Origin of the sequence: Nocardia sp. MDA0666, from assembly GCF_003023875.1 — a bacterium.
GTDB classification, from domain to species: Bacteria; Actinomycetota; Actinomycetes; order Mycobacteriales; family Mycobacteriaceae; genus Nocardia; species Nocardia aobensis.
In genome coordinates, this window is the sequence record NZ_PYHT01000009.1 from 206478 (window position 1) to 222516 (window position 16039).

11 protein-coding genes and 1 pseudogene are annotated in these 16039 nt (G+C 67.2%); 6 read left to right on the forward strand and 6 right to left on the reverse strand.

All coding sequences use genetic code 11. The annotated features are described in order from the left end of the window. Window positions 1-8: 8 nt before the first annotated feature. Window positions 9-422 carry a VOC family protein gene (locus C8258_RS15840; protein WP_106955815.1) on the forward strand — a complete coding sequence of 138 codons (414 nt, stop codon included), beginning with the start codon at window positions 9-11 and terminating at the stop codon, window positions 420-422. Between the two features lie 56 nt (window positions 423-478). Here C8258_RS15840 and C8258_RS15845 read toward each other — a convergent pair whose 3' ends face one another. Then, window positions 479-1096, reverse strand: coding sequence for a class I SAM-dependent methyltransferase (locus tag C8258_RS15845; RefSeq protein WP_106955816.1), 618 nt, complete (start codon window positions 1094-1096; stop codon window positions 479-481). A gap of 227 nt (window positions 1097-1323) precedes the next feature. Between C8258_RS15845 and C8258_RS15850 the strand changes: the two genes are divergently transcribed. Then, window positions 1324-2127 carry a tachylectin-related carbohydrate-binding protein gene (locus C8258_RS15850; protein WP_106955817.1) on the forward strand — a complete coding sequence of 268 codons (804 nt, stop codon included), beginning with the start codon at window positions 1324-1326 and terminating at the stop codon, window positions 2125-2127. A gap of 16 nt (window positions 2128-2143) precedes the next feature. Here the strand turns inward: C8258_RS15850 and C8258_RS15855 are convergent, their stop codons facing one another. After that, entirely contained in the window at window positions 2144-3520 is a 1377-nt protein-coding gene (locus tag C8258_RS15855) for a S9 family peptidase (RefSeq protein WP_233225118.1), read from the reverse strand. A 369-nt stretch (window positions 3521-3889) separates the two neighbouring features. Between C8258_RS15855 and C8258_RS15860 the strand changes: the two genes are divergently transcribed. Further along, window positions 3890-5056 (forward strand): serine hydrolase domain-containing protein, encoded by a 1167-nt coding sequence (locus C8258_RS15860; RefSeq protein WP_369974760.1) that lies wholly within the window; start codon window positions 3890-3892, stop codon window positions 5054-5056. A gap of 71 nt (window positions 5057-5127) precedes the next feature. On the opposite strand, the gene ilvA is transcribed toward C8258_RS15860, so the two are convergent. Together ilvA and C8258_RS15870 are read right to left on the reverse strand one after the other, a co-directional pair. Beyond that, window positions 5128-6483 (reverse strand): threonine ammonia-lyase IlvA, encoded by a 1356-nt coding sequence (gene ilvA, locus C8258_RS15865; RefSeq protein ID WP_106955820.1) that lies wholly within the window; start codon window positions 6481-6483, stop codon window positions 5128-5130. 126 nt (window positions 6484-6609) lie between these two features. Then, window positions 6610-7053: a nitroreductase family deazaflavin-dependent oxidoreductase gene (locus C8258_RS15870; protein WP_063064763.1), complete on the reverse strand. Its 444-nt coding sequence runs from the start codon at window positions 7051-7053 to the stop codon at window positions 6610-6612. A gap of 108 nt (window positions 7054-7161) precedes the next feature. Here C8258_RS15870 and C8258_RS15875 point away from each other — a divergent pair, with 108 nt between their 5' ends. After that, entirely contained in the window at window positions 7162-7398 is a 237-nt protein-coding gene (locus C8258_RS15875; RefSeq protein ID WP_036500438.1) for a hypothetical protein, read from the forward strand. A gap of 25 nt (window positions 7399-7423) precedes the next feature. On the opposite strand, the gene dnaE is transcribed toward C8258_RS15875, so the two are convergent. Then, a complete protein-coding gene (gene dnaE, locus C8258_RS15880; protein ID WP_106955821.1) occupies window positions 7424-10969 on the reverse strand; it encodes a DNA polymerase III subunit alpha in 3546 nt (1181 codons plus the stop codon). A gap of 557 nt (window positions 10970-11526) precedes the next feature. Here dnaE and C8258_RS15885 point away from each other — a divergent pair. Then, window positions 11527-12789, forward strand: a complete 1263-nt coding sequence (locus C8258_RS15885; protein WP_106955822.1) for a DUF2235 domain-containing protein — start codon at window positions 11527-11529, stop codon at window positions 12787-12789. A 548-nt stretch (window positions 12790-13337) separates the two neighbouring features. Then, window positions 13338-13871 (forward strand): transglycosylase SLT domain-containing protein, encoded by a 534-nt coding sequence (locus C8258_RS15890; protein WP_233225120.1) that lies wholly within the window; start codon window positions 13338-13340, stop codon window positions 13869-13871. An 18-nt stretch (window positions 13872-13889) separates the two neighbouring features. On the opposite strand, the pseudogene treY reads toward C8258_RS15890, so the two are convergent. After that, window positions 13890-16019: pseudogene (gene treY, locus C8258_RS15895) on the reverse strand (malto-oligosyltrehalose synthase); the annotation flags it as partial. Window positions 16020-16039: the final 20 nt, after the last annotated feature.

Below are 16039 nucleotides of genomic sequence, written 5' to 3' on the forward strand. Positions count from 1 at the left end.
GAGAAATCCTGTCCATCCAGTTCAACCACACCATTGTCGGCTGTCGTGACAATCGGGAATCGGCGCAATTCTGGGCCGATATTCTGGGGTTGAGTGTGGGAACGCCGTGGGGTCCGTTCATACCGGTCACCGTGCACAACGGCGTCACCTTCGACTTCGCCCGAGTCCCGCCGCATATCACCGAGATTCAGCCGCAGCATTACGCCCTGCTGGTCTCCGAACCCGAATTCGACGCGGCCTACGCGAAGATCCGGGAACGCGGGCTGCCGTTCTGGGCCGATCCGCAGCAGAGCCGGGAAGGCGAGATCAACCACAACGACGGCGGTCGCGGAATCTATTTCCTCGACCCCAGCGGTCACTATATGGAATTGCTGACCGTACCGTACGGCGGTTGGCCCGCGGCGACCGGCGAAGACCGGTAGTGCGTCACCGGCGGCCGAATTCGCTTCGGCCGCCGGCTCTTTCCGATATCGCATTGTCAGGGCGAGACGGCGATACCCAGCGACAGTGCGGCGAACGTCTTCGGTGCCGGGGAATCGTAGAACCGATCCAGCTCGATGATCTCGAAGCCGGCCTCCTCCAGTAATCCGCGAATATCGCGGTTCAGGTGGCAGCCACCCGCGATCACCTGCTGGATCGGATCCAGCCGATGCTGCCAGCTGCGCACGTTCGGATCCGGTGCCAGACCGTGCTCGACGAAATGGAAAGTGGCGCCGGGCACCAGCACTCGCCGCACCTCCCGCAGCGCGACGGCGACATCCGGAATCGTGCACAGCGTCCACGTCGACAGCGCGCAGTCGAAACTGTTGTCCGCGAACGGCAATGCCTGTCCGTCCAGCCCGGCCCGCTCCACCGGCACCGGCGCGTCCGCGACCCGGTCAGCCGCCAGCCGCCACCCCAGATCCGCGGGTTCCACGGCGCTGACACGACTCACCCCGGCCGGATAGAACGGCACGTTGCGTCCCGAGCCGAAGCCGATCTCCACCACCCGGCCGCGCAACCCGGCGCACACCCGGCGGCGCAACCGCTCGTTGGCCGCCACTCCGCACACCCGATCGATCAACCGCGGCAGCACCCGCTCGCTGTAGATTCCCACCCCCTCACTGTGTCAAGTCGCTCTGCGCGCCGCTACCCGCCGGGGCACCGGGGGTGACGTATGCCGACGGCCGCAATTTGTCGGCTATGTCCCGAAAACGAGTAGTCGACTACGGGTGTTCGCGGCCCGGCGTCCTGAAATTATCGCCGAAGGTTGGCCGGGCAGCCGCAACGTCGTCGACATGACGACAGCAATCTCACTCGTGACAGAGAAAGGTAGGAACGGAAATGACCACGGTTGTCGGCACTGCGTTGTACGGAATCAAGCCGGATGGCGATCTGCAATGGTACCGCCACGACGGCGTCCAGAGCGGCGGCGCCTATTGGACGGCAGGTGAGGGCGGGAAGAAGATCAGTGGCGGCTGGAACATCTACCCCACGGTGTTCAGCGGCCGCGACAGCGGCGTGATCTACGCCGTCAAACCCGACGGTGATCTGCAATGGTATCGCCACGACGGGTGGCAGGACGGCGGCGCATACTGGACCGCCGGTGCGGGTGGCAACAGAATCAGTGGCGGCTGGGGCATCTACCGCACGGTATTCAGCATCGGTCGCGGCGTGATCTACGGCCTCGAGCCGAACGGTGATCTGCGGTGGTATCGCCACGACGGCTGGGTGGACGGTACTGCCAGGTGGACCGCCGGTGCGGGCGGTAACAGGGTCAGTGGTGGCTGGGACATCTACGACACGGTGTTCGGCAGCTACCTCGGCGTCATCTATGGCATCAAGCCCAACGGTGATCTGCACTGGTATCGCCACGACGGCTGGGTGGACGGTACTGCCAGGTGGACGGCCGGTGCCGGCGGGATCAAGATCAGTGGTGGCTGGGACATCTACGACACGGTGTTCGCCGGCTACGACGGCGCGATCTACGGCATCAAGCCGAACGGTGATCTGCACTGGTATCGCCACGACGGCTGGCGGGACGGTACTGCCACATGGGAACACGGTGAAGGTGGGAAGAAGATCAGTGGCGGCTGGGACATCTACCGCACGGTGTTCAGCGGCGACACGTATCTCCACCTCGTCTGAGCGTCCACGCGACCCGTCACGGCACCGGTGTGACGTATTTGCCGAGCCACGTGGTGATGTAGTTCAGCACCTCGGGCGCGATCGTCGTTTCGATGGTCGGGTATTCCTTCGGGCTGCCGGTGTCGGCCGGCTGCATCAGATGGTTGAGTCCGTCGAAGACGTGGACGTCGGCATTCGGGTTGCCCGCCAGGTTCGCCCGGGCGGCAGGGGCGCTCTGGGCGGCGGGAACCTGCATGTCCTTGGTTCCGTAGAAGGCCAGCACCGGAATGCGCAGCGCCTGCAGGGCAGGTGCCGGGTCGTAGTCGACCAGCGCTCGGAAGTACGGCGTGGTCAGCTGATCGAGCGCCGATTGTGGCTGTCGCTGCTCCGGCGGCAGCGAGTCGTTGTGTTCGGTGGCGAAGCGGCGGACCTGCTCGTCGTCACCGGCGCGGATCAACGTCGTCAGCGTGGTGATGTAGCCGACCTGTTTGCGGATGGCGTCGGCGTCGGCGTGCTCGCTGCGCAGCAGCAGCTGGTTCTGTGCGAGCAGCACCTCCGAGCCCGACACCGCGGGCCCGGCCATCATGATCACGAAGGCGAGCCGGCTGTCGGGGCGGGTGGCGGCCAGCGGTGCCAGATAGCCGCCCTCGCTGTGGCCGAGCAGGCCGATGTGGTTGCCGTCGATATCGGGACGGCTGCGCAGATAGCCCAGCCCGGCCATGATGTCGTCGGTGAGGTCGGTGTAGCTGCAGGTGTCGAGCTGTCCGCCGGTGCCGCCCACGCCTCGATCGTCGGTGCGCAGGACGGCGTATCCGGCGCGCGTGAGCGTATCGGCGAGCAGCAGGAACGGTTTGTGCCCGGCGATCTCCTCGTTGCGGTCCTGGGGCCCGCTGCCGGAGACCAGGACGACCGCCGGATACGGTCCCGGACCTCGCGGCCGGGTGAGCGTCCCGGCGATGTGGGTGCCGTCGCTGCTGCGGTAGCCGATGTCCTCGGAGAGGTACGGCCAGGGCGGACGGGGCTCCTGCGGGCGCGGCGGGGCCGGCGCTTTCCCGCGGTGCAGGGTGAGCGCCAGATCGTGACCGGATTGGGTGAAGGTGCCGGTGACGACATCGGTGCGACGGTCGTAGCGGCCGTTGAAGTGTGGATCGCCCGGCAGTCCGGGGATCGTGAAGGCGATCGCATCCGGCGCGATATCGACCTGTTCGAGGGGCAGATCGAAGATGCCCTGTGCCGGAACCATCACGCTCCCACCGTCTTCGGTGAAACTCACCCCGATCGGCAGCTGCTGATTCGGCAGCGGCAGCACCCCGTTCCAGTCGCCGGTCACCGGTGCGGGGCGCGGCGTCGCGGTCACCTTGTCGGAGCTCGAACAGGCCGCCACGAGGGCCACGGCGAGCAGCGTGGCGACCACCGCGATCAGGTTCCGATGCCGCCGCGATGTCGGCGGTGTCCCTGCCCCGCTGCGGGATCCCGGCAGATCGGAGCTCTCAGACCGCGACGATCGCATGTCTCAACCATGACACACCGTCGTGGGCGCAGGGCTGTTTCGGCAGGTCACGACAGGGATGCCGAAGCGGCCGGGGAGGTCACAGGCCGGATCCGCGCCGTGTGCGGTCCGCGTCGAACCGGTCTCGGGGGTGTCACCGTGCGGACAACGCCGTTGCCCGCACAACGGTACGCCCGTACCGTAGGCTTTGTGAGCAACGACGCTTTACCCGCAGGTTCTGCGGCTCTGCCCGCAGGTGTGCGTGGCTCGGCCGCGGTCGAGTTCGAACCCTTGGTGCGCAATTTCGCACGGATTGTCGGGGGCCGTGCCGGAGCTGGAGGCGGTCTGACCGTGCTTCGGCACGGTGAGCCGGTGGTCGATGTGTGGACCGGCTACTCCGATCTCACCACGCCCTGGACCCGCGAGACGGGCAGCGTCGCGTTCTCCGCGACCAAGGGTATCGCCTCCACCGTCATCCATCGCCTGGCCGATCGCGGCCTGATCGACTACTCCGCTCCGGTGGCCGAATACTGGCCGGAATTCGGCGCGGCGGGCAAATCGCGAATCACGGTGGCGCAGTTGCTCACTCACTGTGCCGGACTGTCCTCGCTGCCGCGTGTCGCCGGCGGACTGGACGAGGTGCTCGACCACGAACTCATGGAACACCGCCTGGCCGCCGCCGCGCCGGACCGGTTGCTGGGGGTTCCGGCCTACCACGCTCTCACCTACGGATGGCTGCTGGCGGGACTGGCGCGCGCGGTCACCGGTACGAGTATGCGCGAGCTGTTCCGTACCGAAGTCTCCGAGCCGCTGGGCATCGACGGCCTGCATCTCGGGCGCCCGACGCCCGACTCGAACACCGCCGTCGCCGCGCTCGCCGGTTCCCGGCTGGCCGTGGCCGGCACTGCACTCGGCGCTCTGCTCCTCGGGCAGGCCGGGCGTTTTCCGGGGCCGGCCGGCGCCGCGACGCGTGCGCTGTTCCTGCCGGGCGTGCATGCCCTCTTCGACGGTGACGAGCCGTCCATCCTCGCGACCGAAATGCCCGCCGGAAACGGCGTGTTCACCGCGGGCGCGCTGGCCTCGGTCTACGGTGTGCTCGCCGACGACGGCATGATCGCCGGTCGCCGGTATCTGTCGGCGCAGACCATGCGCCATATCCGGCGCGTGCAGACCCACCGGCTCGATCACGCCCTGTTCTACTTCCCGATGATGTGGCATCTGGGGTATCACACGTTCCCGATCCCGGGGGCTTCCTCCGGGTTCGGCCATATCGGGCTGGCCGGGTCGTTCGGCTGGGCGGAACCGCGCCTGGGTCTGTCGGTCGGCTTCGTGCACAACCGGTTCACGCCCCAGTCGTTCGTCTGGGATCAGCTGGCCGCGGCCTGGGTGCTGCCGCTGGTGATGCGCGGTGCCCGGGCCATGCGCGACGGCCGCCGCACGTCGCAGCGCCGCGCCGCGTGATCGGACGCTGAACGTCGAACTGCCCTGTGCCGCAGGATATTCCGCGGCACAGGGCAGTTCGACGGGAGAGATCAGGTGAGGTACTGGTAGGTGGGGGAGTCCGGATCCAGCTGCTGGCATTGGATCGGCGAATCGTCCATACGCGCCAGCAGTGCCGCCAAGCCGGAGGGCGCGCCCAGTTCGATGCCGACCAGCGCGGCCCCGGTCTCCCGGTTGTTGCGCTTGACGTATTCGAACAGGGTGATGTCGTCGTCGGGGCCGAGCACCTCGTCGAGGAAGCGGCGCAGCGCACCGGGTTCCTGCGGGAAGTTCACCAGGAAATAGTGTTTGAGGCCCCGGTGCACCAGCGAGCGTTCGATGATCTCGCCGTAGCGCGAGATGTCGTTGTTGCCGCCCGACAGCAGGCACACCACTGTCGACCCCGGCTCGATGTCGATCTCGGCCAGCGCGGCCACCGCCAGCGCACCCGCCGGTTCGGCGATCACACCCTCGTTCTGATACAGCTCGAGCATGGCGGTGCAGATGGCGCCCTCGTCGACCTGCATCATCCGGAAAGAGCCTGCGCCCCGGGGGGATTCGGTGCCGATGAGCAGCGGCAGCGACGCATGTGACACCACGCGCCCACCGAACTTCGACACCGTGGCATAGGGCAGCTCGCCCACCCGCCGCACGGCGGCGCCGTCGACGAACGGATCGATCTGCGGCAGCGTGACCGGGCCGCCCGCGATGAGCGCGGCCGTCATCGAGGCCGCGCCCGCCGGTTCGACGCCCAGGATGGCGGTGGTATGCGAACGGTCGCGCAGATAGGTGCCGATACCGGCCAGGCAACCGCCGCCGCCGACGGGGATGATCACCAGATCGGGGGCGGTCGGCAGCTGTTCGAGGATCTCCACCGCCACGGTGCCCTGTCCGGCCGCGGTGCGGGCGTCGTCGAACGGCGGGACCATGGTGGCGCCGGTGCGGGCGACGTCGTCGGCAGCCGCCGCGGCCGCCGCGTCGAAGGTGTCGCCGACGGCGATCAACTCCACGAATTCGCCGCCGTGGGCGCGGATGCGGTCGCGTTTCTGCTTGGGTGTGGTGGTCGGCACGTAGATGCGGCCCTGGATCCCCATCGCGCGGCAGGCGAAGGCCACACCCTGGGCGTGATTGCCGGCGCTGGCGGTGACGACGCCGGCCGCGCGTTCGCCGGCATCGAGTTGCACGATCAGGTTGTAGGCCCCGCGCAGCTTGTAGGAGCGGACCGCGGTGAGGTCCTCACGCTTGAGGTAGACGTTCGCGCCGGTGGCCGCCGACAACCGCTCGATTCGCTGGAGCGGGGTCGGCTCGACGATGTCGGAAATTCGCTTGGCGGCCGCGTCGATCTCGTCCGCGCTCAGTTCGGGCAGCGGAGTGGATACTTTCTCTACGACATCCAGCGGTTCAGACACCCGAACATGCTATCGGTCGCGGTAGGTGCGGCGCGCGGCAGTTTCCCCAGCGGTCCGGTACGCCCGGAAACCGGCGACGCCCGGACCGAGGGCCAGGCGTCGCAGCGGTGATCGCGGACCGGTGAATCAGGACTTCGGGGTCAGGACGAAGACCGGGATCTCGCGGTCGGTCTTCTTCTGATAGTCGGCGTAGTCCGGGTAGGCCTCGACCGCGCGCTCCCACCACACGGCCTTCTCCTCGCCGGTCACCTCGCGCGCGGTGTAGTCCTTGACCACATCGCCGTCGCGCAGTTCGACGGTCGGATTGGCCTTGAGGTTGTAGTACCAGACGGGATGCTTCGGGGCGCCGCCGAGGGAAGCGACCGCCGCGTACTCGCCGTTGTGCTCGACGCGCATCAGCGGAGTCTTGCGCAGTTTGCCGGTCTTGGCGCCGACACTGGTGACCAGGATGATCGGAATTCCCCGGTCGAGCAGGGTGTTGGCTTGTGTTCCGTTGGAGGCCTCGTACTTCTCGGCCTGCTCGCGGGACCAGTCGGACGAGCTGGGTGCGTATTCTCCGGTGAGTGGCATGCCCGGCATAACACTCGAGGCCCGCGGATGTGTTCCCGGCGTCGTTCGTGACCGGATCGCCGCAAATGTTCGGTGGTCCGAACTTCGGGATACGTGTAACCTGACGACATGACAGCGGTCAGCCCCATCGTTCGCCCGGTCCGCCGTGCCACGCATACGGTGCGGCTCGCCGGTGTGCCGTGGCCGGTGTACAAACTCGAGGCCGTCGCGCTGGGTTTGCTGCTCGCGCTGATGCTGGGCCTGATCACCGGGTCGGCGCAGCTCGCCGTACTGGTCGGCGCCGGATTCGCGGCACTGCGCTGGATCGTGGGAGTCGTGGCGGATCGCCCGCACCACACCGACTGACCCCGCGGGCCATCAGCGCCCGTCCTCAGCTCGCCAGGCAGCCCGGCCCGAGCAGCGCCTTCAGATCACCCATCAGCGCCGAGGACGGCGACACCCGCAAGTTGTCGGCGACCTTGAGCAGGGTGGTCTTCTCCCGCGATCCGACATGGCGGATGTGCACATCGGCGGTGCCGGGGTGGCTGGACAGGACCCGCTTGAGCGCGTTCACCTTGTCGGGCGTGCACAGCCGGGTCGGGATCGTCACCGCCAGCGGCTTCTCCATGCCGATCGACGACAGATCCGGCACCACCAGATCGTTGGCGATCAGCGAGATCCGGTCGTCGCGCACCGAGACGCGCGCCTTCACCAGCACGACGGCATCCTCGGCGATGTCCATCCCGTACACCGAATAGGCCTGCGGGAAGAACAGCACCTCGATACCACCGGTGAGGTCCTCCAATTGCGCTGAGGCCCAGGGCATTCCGTTCTTGTTGACGCGCCTGGTCACCGAGGCGAGGATGCCGCCGATGGTCACCTGCGCGCCGTCCTTGACGTCGCCCTGCAGAATCGCCGGGATCGGCGTATCCGCCTGGGCGGCGAGCACATGCTCCACCCCGTTGAGCGGATGGCCGGACACGTAGAGTCCCAGCATCTCTCGCTCCAGGGCCAGCTTGTGCTTGGACTCCCACTCCTCGTCGGGCACCTTGACGTCGAAGACCGACGAGATCGAATCGTCACCGTCGTCGAGACCGCCGAACAGGTCGAACTGTCCGATCGCCTCGGCCTTCTTGGTGGCCATCACCGCGTCGATGGCGTCGGAATGCACCAGCAGCAGGCCCTTGCGCGGATGGCCGAGCGAGTCGAAAGCGCCTGCCTTGATGAGGGATTCGGTGACCTTCTTGGTGCAGGCGATGGTGTCGATCTTGTTCAGGTAGTCGGAGAAGTCGGTGAACTTCGACTTCTCGGTGCGGGCGGCGATGATCGAGGCCACCACGTTGGTGCCGACATTGCGCACCGCGCCCAGACCGAAACGGATGTCGGTGCCGACCGGCGCGAAGTTCTGTTCGGACTCGTTGACGTCGGGCGGCAGCACCGTGATGCCCAGGCGGCGGCAGTCCGACAGGTAGACCGCTGCCTTGTCCTTGTCGTCGCCGACGCTGGTGAGCAGGGCGGCCATGTACTCGGCCGGATAGTTGGCCTTGAAGTAGGCGGTCCAGTAGGAGACCAGGCCGTACGCGGCGGCATGCGATTTGTTGAACGCGTAACCGGCGAAGGGGAGGATGGTGTCCCACAGCGCCTTGATCGCGGCCTTGGAGAAACCGTTCTCCAGCATGCCCTTCTCGAAGCCCTCGAACTCCGCGGCCAGCACCTCGGCCTTCTTCTTACCCATCGCGCGGCGCAGGATGTCGGCTCGTCCGAGCGAGTACCCGGCCACCTTCTGCGCGACGTGCATGATCTGCTCTTGGTAGACGATCAGACCGTAGGTCTCACCGAGGATGTCCTTGAGCGGTTCCTCCAGCTCCGGATGGATCGGCTTGACCTCTTGGCGCCCGTTCTTGCGGTCGGCGTAGTCGTTGTGCGCGTTCATGCCCATCGGGCCGGGGCGATACAGCGCGCCGACGGCCACGATGTCCTCGAAGGCGGTGGGCTGCATGCGCCGCAGCAGATCGCGCATGGGCCCACCGTCGAGCTGGAACACACCCAGCGTGTCACCACGGGCGAGCAGTTCGAACGTCTTCGGATCGTCCAGCGGCAGCGCGTCCAGGTCGACGTCGACACCGCGGTTGGCCTTCGCGTTGTCGATCGCGTCACCGAGCACGGTGAGGTTGCGCAAGCCGAGGAAGTCCATCTTCAGCAGGCCGATGGCCTCACACGACGGATAGTCCCAGCCGGTGATGATGGCGCCGTCCTGGGCTCGCTTCCACACCGGGATCGCGTCGGTCAGCGGCTCCGAGGACATGATCACCGCGCAGGCGTGCACGCCGGCGTTGCGGATCAGGCCTTCCAGTCCCTTCGCCGTGTCGTAGATCTTGGCGATATCGGGATTGGATTCGATGAGGGTGCGGACCTCGGCGGCCTCCTTGTACCGCTCGTGCTCGGGGTCGGTGATACCCGACACCGAGATGTCCTTGGCCATGATCGGCGGCGGCAGCGCCTTGGTGATCTGGTCGGCGATCGCGAAGCCGGGCTGGCCGAACAGCACGCGGGCCGAATCCTTCAGCGCCGCTTTGGTTTTGATGGTGCCGAAGGTGATGACCTGGGCCACCCGGTCGGTGCCCCACTTCTCGGTGGCGTAGCGGACCATCTCACCGCGGCGGCGATCGTCGAAGTCGATATCGATATCGGGCATCGACACACGCTCGGGGTTGAGGAATCGCTCGAACAGCAGACCGTGCGGCAGCGGGTCGATGTTGGTGATCTTCAGCGCGTAGGCGACCAGCGAGCCGGCGGCCGAACCACGCCCGGGCCCGACCCGGATCCCGACCTCGCGAGCGTGATTGATCAGGTCGCCGACGACGAGGAAGTAGGCCGGGAAGCCCATCTCGAGAATGACGTTGATCTCGTATTCGGCCTGGTCGAGGTACTTCTGCGGGACACCGTCGGGGAAGCGGTACTCGAGGCCGCGCGCGACTTCCTTGCGCAGCCACGACGCCTCGGTCTCACCCTCGGGAACCGGGAATTTCGGCATCCGGTCGCGGTGGGTCCACACGTCCTCGTAGGACTGCACCCGCTCGCCGATCAGCACGGTGTTGTCGCAGGCGCCGGGGACCTCGCCGTCCCAGATCTCGCGCATCTCCGCGGCCGACTTCAGGTAGTAGCCGCTGCCGTCGAATTTGAAGCGGGTCGGGTCCGAGAGCGTCTTACCGGTCTGAATGCACAGCAGCGCTTCGTGATTCGTGGAGTCGGATTCGTGCACGTAGTGGCAGTCGTTGGTGGCCAGCGGCGGGATGCCCAGCTTCTTGCCGACCTCGATCAGGCCCTCGCGCACCCGGCGCTCGATGGACAGCCCGTGGTCCATGAGCTCGAGGAAGAAGTTGTCCTTGCCGAAGATCTCCTGCCACTTGGCCGCGGCCTCCAGGGCCTCGCGGTCGTGGCCCAGTCGCAACCGCGTCTGCACCTCGCCGGACGGGCAGCCGGTGGTCGCGATGATCCCTTCGGCGTACTGGGCGATGATCTCGGCGTCCATACGCGCCCACTTGCCGAGCTGTCCCTCGATGGAGGCCAGGCTCGACAGCTTGAACAGATTCCGCAGACCGGTCGCGTTCTCGGCGACCATCGTCATATGCGTGTAGGCGCCGGAACCGGAGACGTCGTCGCTCTTCTGGCTCGGGTCACCCCACTGCACGCGCTTGGTGTTGAACCGCGACTCGGGCGCGATGTACGCCTCGATGCCGATGATCGGCTTGATGCCCTGCTTCTTGGCCGAGTTGTAGAACTCCGAGGCGCCGTACATATTGCCGTGGTCGGTCATCCCGACCGCGGTCATCCCGAGCCGCTCCGCCTCCTTGAACAGGGGCGTGATCTTGGCGGCGCCATCGAGCATCGAGTACTCGGTGTGATTGTGCAGATGTACGAATCCCGAGTCGGCCACGCGAGGAATCCTAGTCGACCGGACCGACACCCGGCGCCAGGGAACTACATGCGTGCAATTCGCGGTCGGCGGTTCGCGGCGAGTCCGCCGGAATCGCCGCCAACCTCCCGCATCACCGTGGCGAATCTCACCGCCGCGGTCGATAGCCCCGGAAGGGATTCGAGTGGCCCCGGTAACGCCGCGCGGGCCCGGCGGCGATAACCCGGCTGCGAGAGACGAACGGTCCACAAGGGCAGATCGGTGCGTCACGGCGGTCGGCGGTCTTCGGGCCGCTCCCCGTCTCGCCGATGACGGTCGACCGAGACGAGGGCGGTCGGCCGTCATCATTCCCTTCACCGTCACCGTTCTCCTCGTCACCGTTCTCCTCGTCACCGTTCTCTTCGTCGTCGAACGCCGCCGTAGGTAGTTGCCGGCTGATCGCGAGCGGGTGGCCTCCCACTACTCGCATCCCCGACATTCGATGCGAGCGAGCATTAACGTAATCACTCGCGCTGCGCGATGATTCGAGTAGTTCGCTACTCGCGAGCGACACGGTACGGGGCGGGAGGATTACCGGTATGAAGCGTTTGGTTGTGTGCTGTGACGGCACGTGGGGATCGGAGAGCACTCCGACGGTCTCCAATGTTGTGAAGATCGCCGAGTCGGTGCGGTCGAGTGCCGTCACCGACGCGGGCGACCATGTGGGACAACGGGTTTTCTATGTCGACGGCCCCGGCTCCCGCGGCTATCTGGCCGATAAACTGCTCGGCGGCGCGTTCGGGCTCGGACTCGACGCCAATCTGTCCACGATGTACTGGCAGCTCGCCCTGAATTGGGAGCCGGGGGACGAGATCTACGTCTTCGGCTTCAGTCGCGGGGCCTATACCGCCCGCAGCCTGGTCGGGATGGTCAACCGGCTCGGGCTGCTCACCGCCGACGCGATGATCGAGCGGACGTATCCGGAGGCGTTGGCGATCTACCGCCAGCGCAAACTGGATCCCGACGGACCGGATCGGCCGGAGTGGATCGAATTCCGTGAGCGGCATTGCGTCTATCCGGTGCCGATCCACTTCGTCGGCGTCTTCGACACCGTCGGCGCGCTCGGGGTGCCGCTGCTGACCTCGTGGCGCTACCGCTTCCACGATGTGCGGCTGTCGCGCAATGTGCGGTACGCGCGGCAAGCGCTGGCGATCGACGAGCGCCGCCGGATGTACGCACCCTGCCTGTGGGAGGTCAACGACGACCCCGAGAGCGGCCCGGTCACTGCCGACCGGGTGCAGCAGGTGTGGTTCGAGGGAGTGCACACCGATATCGGCGGCGGCTACGCCGACAGCCGGCTCTCCGACATCACGCTGCGCTGGATGGTCGACCAGGCTCGCAGGGCCGGATTGAGTTTCGACGACGAGCGCGTCGAACAGCTCCTGAGCCGCGGTACCCCGGCGCAATCGGCCGCCGCGCCGGATTCGACTGTCGCCGTGGCGGATTCGACGCCGAATTCGCCTCCGCGGGCGCATGATTCGCTGACCGTCTTCTACCGCGTCCTCAATCGCGTGGGGTGGGCATTGCATCCGCGCAACCCCCGCTTCTACGCCGATTCCTGGCGCCGTCTGTGCGCACCCGGTGATCGGCTCGTCTACCTCGCCGACTGCGCCGCGCCGCGCGCGACCTACCGCCCGCCGAACGTCGTCCGCTGGGCCGAGGAACTCGCCGGACCGCTACCCACCCTGCCGGTCGGCGAGCACGACGAGGGCGTCGACGGTCACCACCTGGCAGCCGAACAGCATGTGCCGGGCGGAGAGCATCCGGCGGGCAGCGGCTCGGTCGCCGGCACCGCCGCCTGACAGTCACCGCGTGCCTTCGGCGTTCGCCCAGCGCGTTCGCCGGCGGCGCGGTGCCGCGGCTCAGGTGAGCTGCCGTTTGCTGCTGCCGGAAATGACCGGTTCTCGACGCTCGGCGGGGTGCCGCCTCGGAACCCGGTGGCGGCATGGCGGTGTTTTCCGGCATGTGGAGTGGTCTCGAGCCGGGCGATCCCCGGCCGCTGAAACCTGTCCCGGGCGCTTTCGGTAGGCGCCCGGGTTCGCTTGTGTCTCAGCGGCTTAAGGGTGTGGAGCGATCTCGGCTCGGCATGCGGCGATGGTGCGTGATCTGATCGAGATAAAACCGGCGTGTGATCCGTTACACACATCACCGCAGGTCCAGCTGATTTTTCTCAGCGTAATAAAACCTGCTGTTCATTTGGCGTTATGTTTACGTTAACTTGCCGCAATCATTCTGTGACTCGCCAGGAAGCAGGCCGACGGTCTGTTTTCGCCGCGGCGAGCGGGCTTTTGTTCTGTGAATCGTCGCGATGGTCCCACCGCCGTTCGACATACCCGGAGCTCGTATCGCCATGCAGATCAGAAGACTGTTACCCCTCGCCGTCCTGGCCGCCGTCGTCACGGTTCCCGTCGCGGCCCACGCCGACGCCCCGGCTGTGCCGCCGCAACTGCAGCAGAGTGCCCAGCAGTGGGCGCAGGGACTGCCGCAGCCGCAGCAGGATCAGGCTCAGCAATTCCTGCAGAACCTGCCGCAGCCGCTGCAGCAGGTGGTCCCGCAGACTTATGCCGACAACCTCGACGGCTGGATCAAGCACGCGCTCTTCGTGATGGGTCAGCACGGCATTCCGGGCAGCTACGACGGCATCTACCGCAACGTCATGCGCGAGTCGGGCGGCAACCCGCGTGCCATCAACCTCTACGACTCCAACGCCGCGGCCGGCATCCCGTCCAAGGGCCTGATGCAGGTCATCGATCCCACCTTCGCCGCCTACCACGTCGACGGCACCTCGGGTGACATCTACGACCCGGTCGCCAACATCGCCGCCGCCTGCAACTACGCCGCGCACCGCTACGGCACGATCGACAGCGTGTTCTCGGCGTACTGATCCGGGTTCGCTCCGGCCTCAGCGCACCAGCAGCGCCACCGGCAGGCGGGCGAACAGCTTCTCCAGCCGGGTGCGGCCGGTGAACGTATGGCCGGTGAGGCGGTCGGTCCAGGTGCCCGAGGGCAGGTCGAGGACGGTATCGGCCCACCCGCCCTCGGCCAGGGCCACGCTGTAGCGGGTCGCGGCCACGATCACCTGCGGCGCCTCGCCGCTGCGGCCGCGCGCGTACCCCACCAGGTGTTCGCTGCGGTCGCCGCTGCCGAACAGCGGTGTGTAGGAGCCGCCGACGAAGCAGTCCGGCCGCTCCCGCCGCAACCACAGGGCGTAGGCGACGATCCACATCTTCGCCGCCCCGGAGTTGTCCAATTCCGGTGTGCCCGTGAGTGATTGCAGCATCGCCAGGCGATGCCCGAAGTCGACCGGCCGCCGGTTGTCCGGGTCGACCAGCGAGTCCTCCCACAGCTCGCACCCCTGATACACGTCGGGAATGCCGGGGCCGCACAGCTGAAGCAGCTTCTGCCCCAGCGAATCCGACCACGCGTGCGGTGCGAGCCGGGTCGCCAGCTCACCCAGTTCGGCGCCGACCGGCCCGTCGATCACGGTGTCCAGCCAGCGATGCACCTCCGCCTCGAAGTCGACGTCGGGCTCCTCCCACGAGGAACGCAGTCCCGCCTCGCGCACCGCCTTCTCGGCGAACAGGTGCAGGCGTTCGCGAAACCGCGGCACCGTGGCCGGGCGGCGGCCGTCGACCGGCCACACGCCGAACATGTTCTGCAGCAGGAAGATCGCGGTCTGCCCGTCCGGTGCGGGCGCCAGTTCCAGCCACGCGCCCACCGCCTTCGCCCAGCTGTCGGCCACCTGTGAGAGCACCGTGATGCGCGCTCGCACATCCTCACCGCGCTTGGTGTCGTGCGTCGACAGCGTGGTCAGCGTGGTCGGGCGGCGCACCGCGCGTTCGGCATTGGCCAGATGGAATTCCAGCACCGACCGGCCGAACCGGCTCGGATCACCGCCTATCTCCTGCAGCGACACCAGACGTGCCGCCTGATAGAACATGGTGTCGTCGACCGCCTTCGCCGCGACCGCGCCGCCGACCTGATGCATCCGCCGCGCCGCTTCTCCGCCGGCGGCCAGCGCCCGCACCAGGACCGACAGCGGCGCGGTCAGCTCCCGGTTGCGCTGCTGCACCTCGGCCACGACGGTGCTGAGCACACCGGACAGGGGTGCGTAGTCGGTGCGGTACACCGGCATATAGGACAGCACCTCGATGGTGGCATTGGTCAGCGCCATATCGCTGATCGCCGCCGAATCGAATCCGTTCACCGCCGCGTCGCGCTTCACCGCGCCGACCAATCGCCGGACCTCGGGAACGAGCAGTCGTTCGGCCACCGCGCGTTTGATGCGATGTTCGGTGTCGGCCATCCAGGCGGCATCGCTGCCGTGCCCAGATATCCGTCGCGACAGTTCGGTGAGCGCGTGCTCCCCGGCCGGATCGACGAAGATGCCGCCGACCTCCGCGAGCGCTTCGTATCCGGTGGTGCCGTCCACGGGCAGGGTGGCGTCGAGCGGTTCGTTCCGGCCGAGCACCTTCTCCACGATCAGCAGCCGCTGCGGACCGATCAGCCGGCGCAGTTTCGCCAGATAGGCGGCCGGATACGACAATCCGTCGGGATGATCGACACGCACCCCGTCGATCAGATCGTGTTCGCACCAGGCGGCCAGTTCGCGATGGGTCAGGTCGAACACCGCCGGCTCCTCCTGCCGGATGGCCGCCAGTTCGGAGACCGCCAGGAATCGCCGATAGCTGCAGATCCCGGCCTTCCAGCTGACGAGGCGATAGTGCTGGCGGTCGTGGATGCGCAGCGCGTTCTCCCCGTCGGTGCCCGGGGCGATCGGGAAGCGCAGATCGCGCAGGGCGAGGACGGGTTCGGGGCCCGAGCGGTCGACGGTCAGTGCCGCCGGATCGTTCTCACTGTGCAGGACCGGCAGCGCGAGCCGCCCGCCCGCGCCGTTGCCCGGGCTCCAGTCGATGTCGAAGAAGTGCGCGAACTTCGAATTCTTGCCGTTGCGCAGCACATCCCACCACCACGGATTGCGCCGCGGATCGCCGACGCCGACGTGGTTGGGCACCAGATCGACGATCAGCCCTGTCTCTTATACACATCTGA

Excerpts from the sequence above, each read along its gene's own strand:
- C8258_RS15875 (WP_036500438.1), top strand. The coding sequence starts at position 7,162 with ATGACAGCGGTCAGCCCCATCGTTCGCCCGGTCCGCCGTGCCACGCAT.
- C8258_RS15885 (WP_106955822.1), top strand. The coding sequence starts at position 11,527 with ATGAAGCGTTTGGTTGTGTGCTGTGACGGCACGTGGGGATCGGAGAGC.
- C8258_RS15890 (WP_233225120.1), top strand. The coding sequence starts at position 13,338 with ATGCAGATCAGAAGACTGTTACCCCTCGCCGTCCTGGCCGCCGTCGTC.
- C8258_RS15870 (WP_063064763.1), bottom strand. The coding sequence starts at position 7,053 with ATGCCACTCACCGGAGAATACGCACCCAGCTCGTCCGACTGGTCCCGC.
- C8258_RS15850 (WP_106955817.1), top strand. The coding sequence starts at position 1,324 with ATGACCACGGTTGTCGGCACTGCGTTGTACGGAATCAAGCCGGATGGC.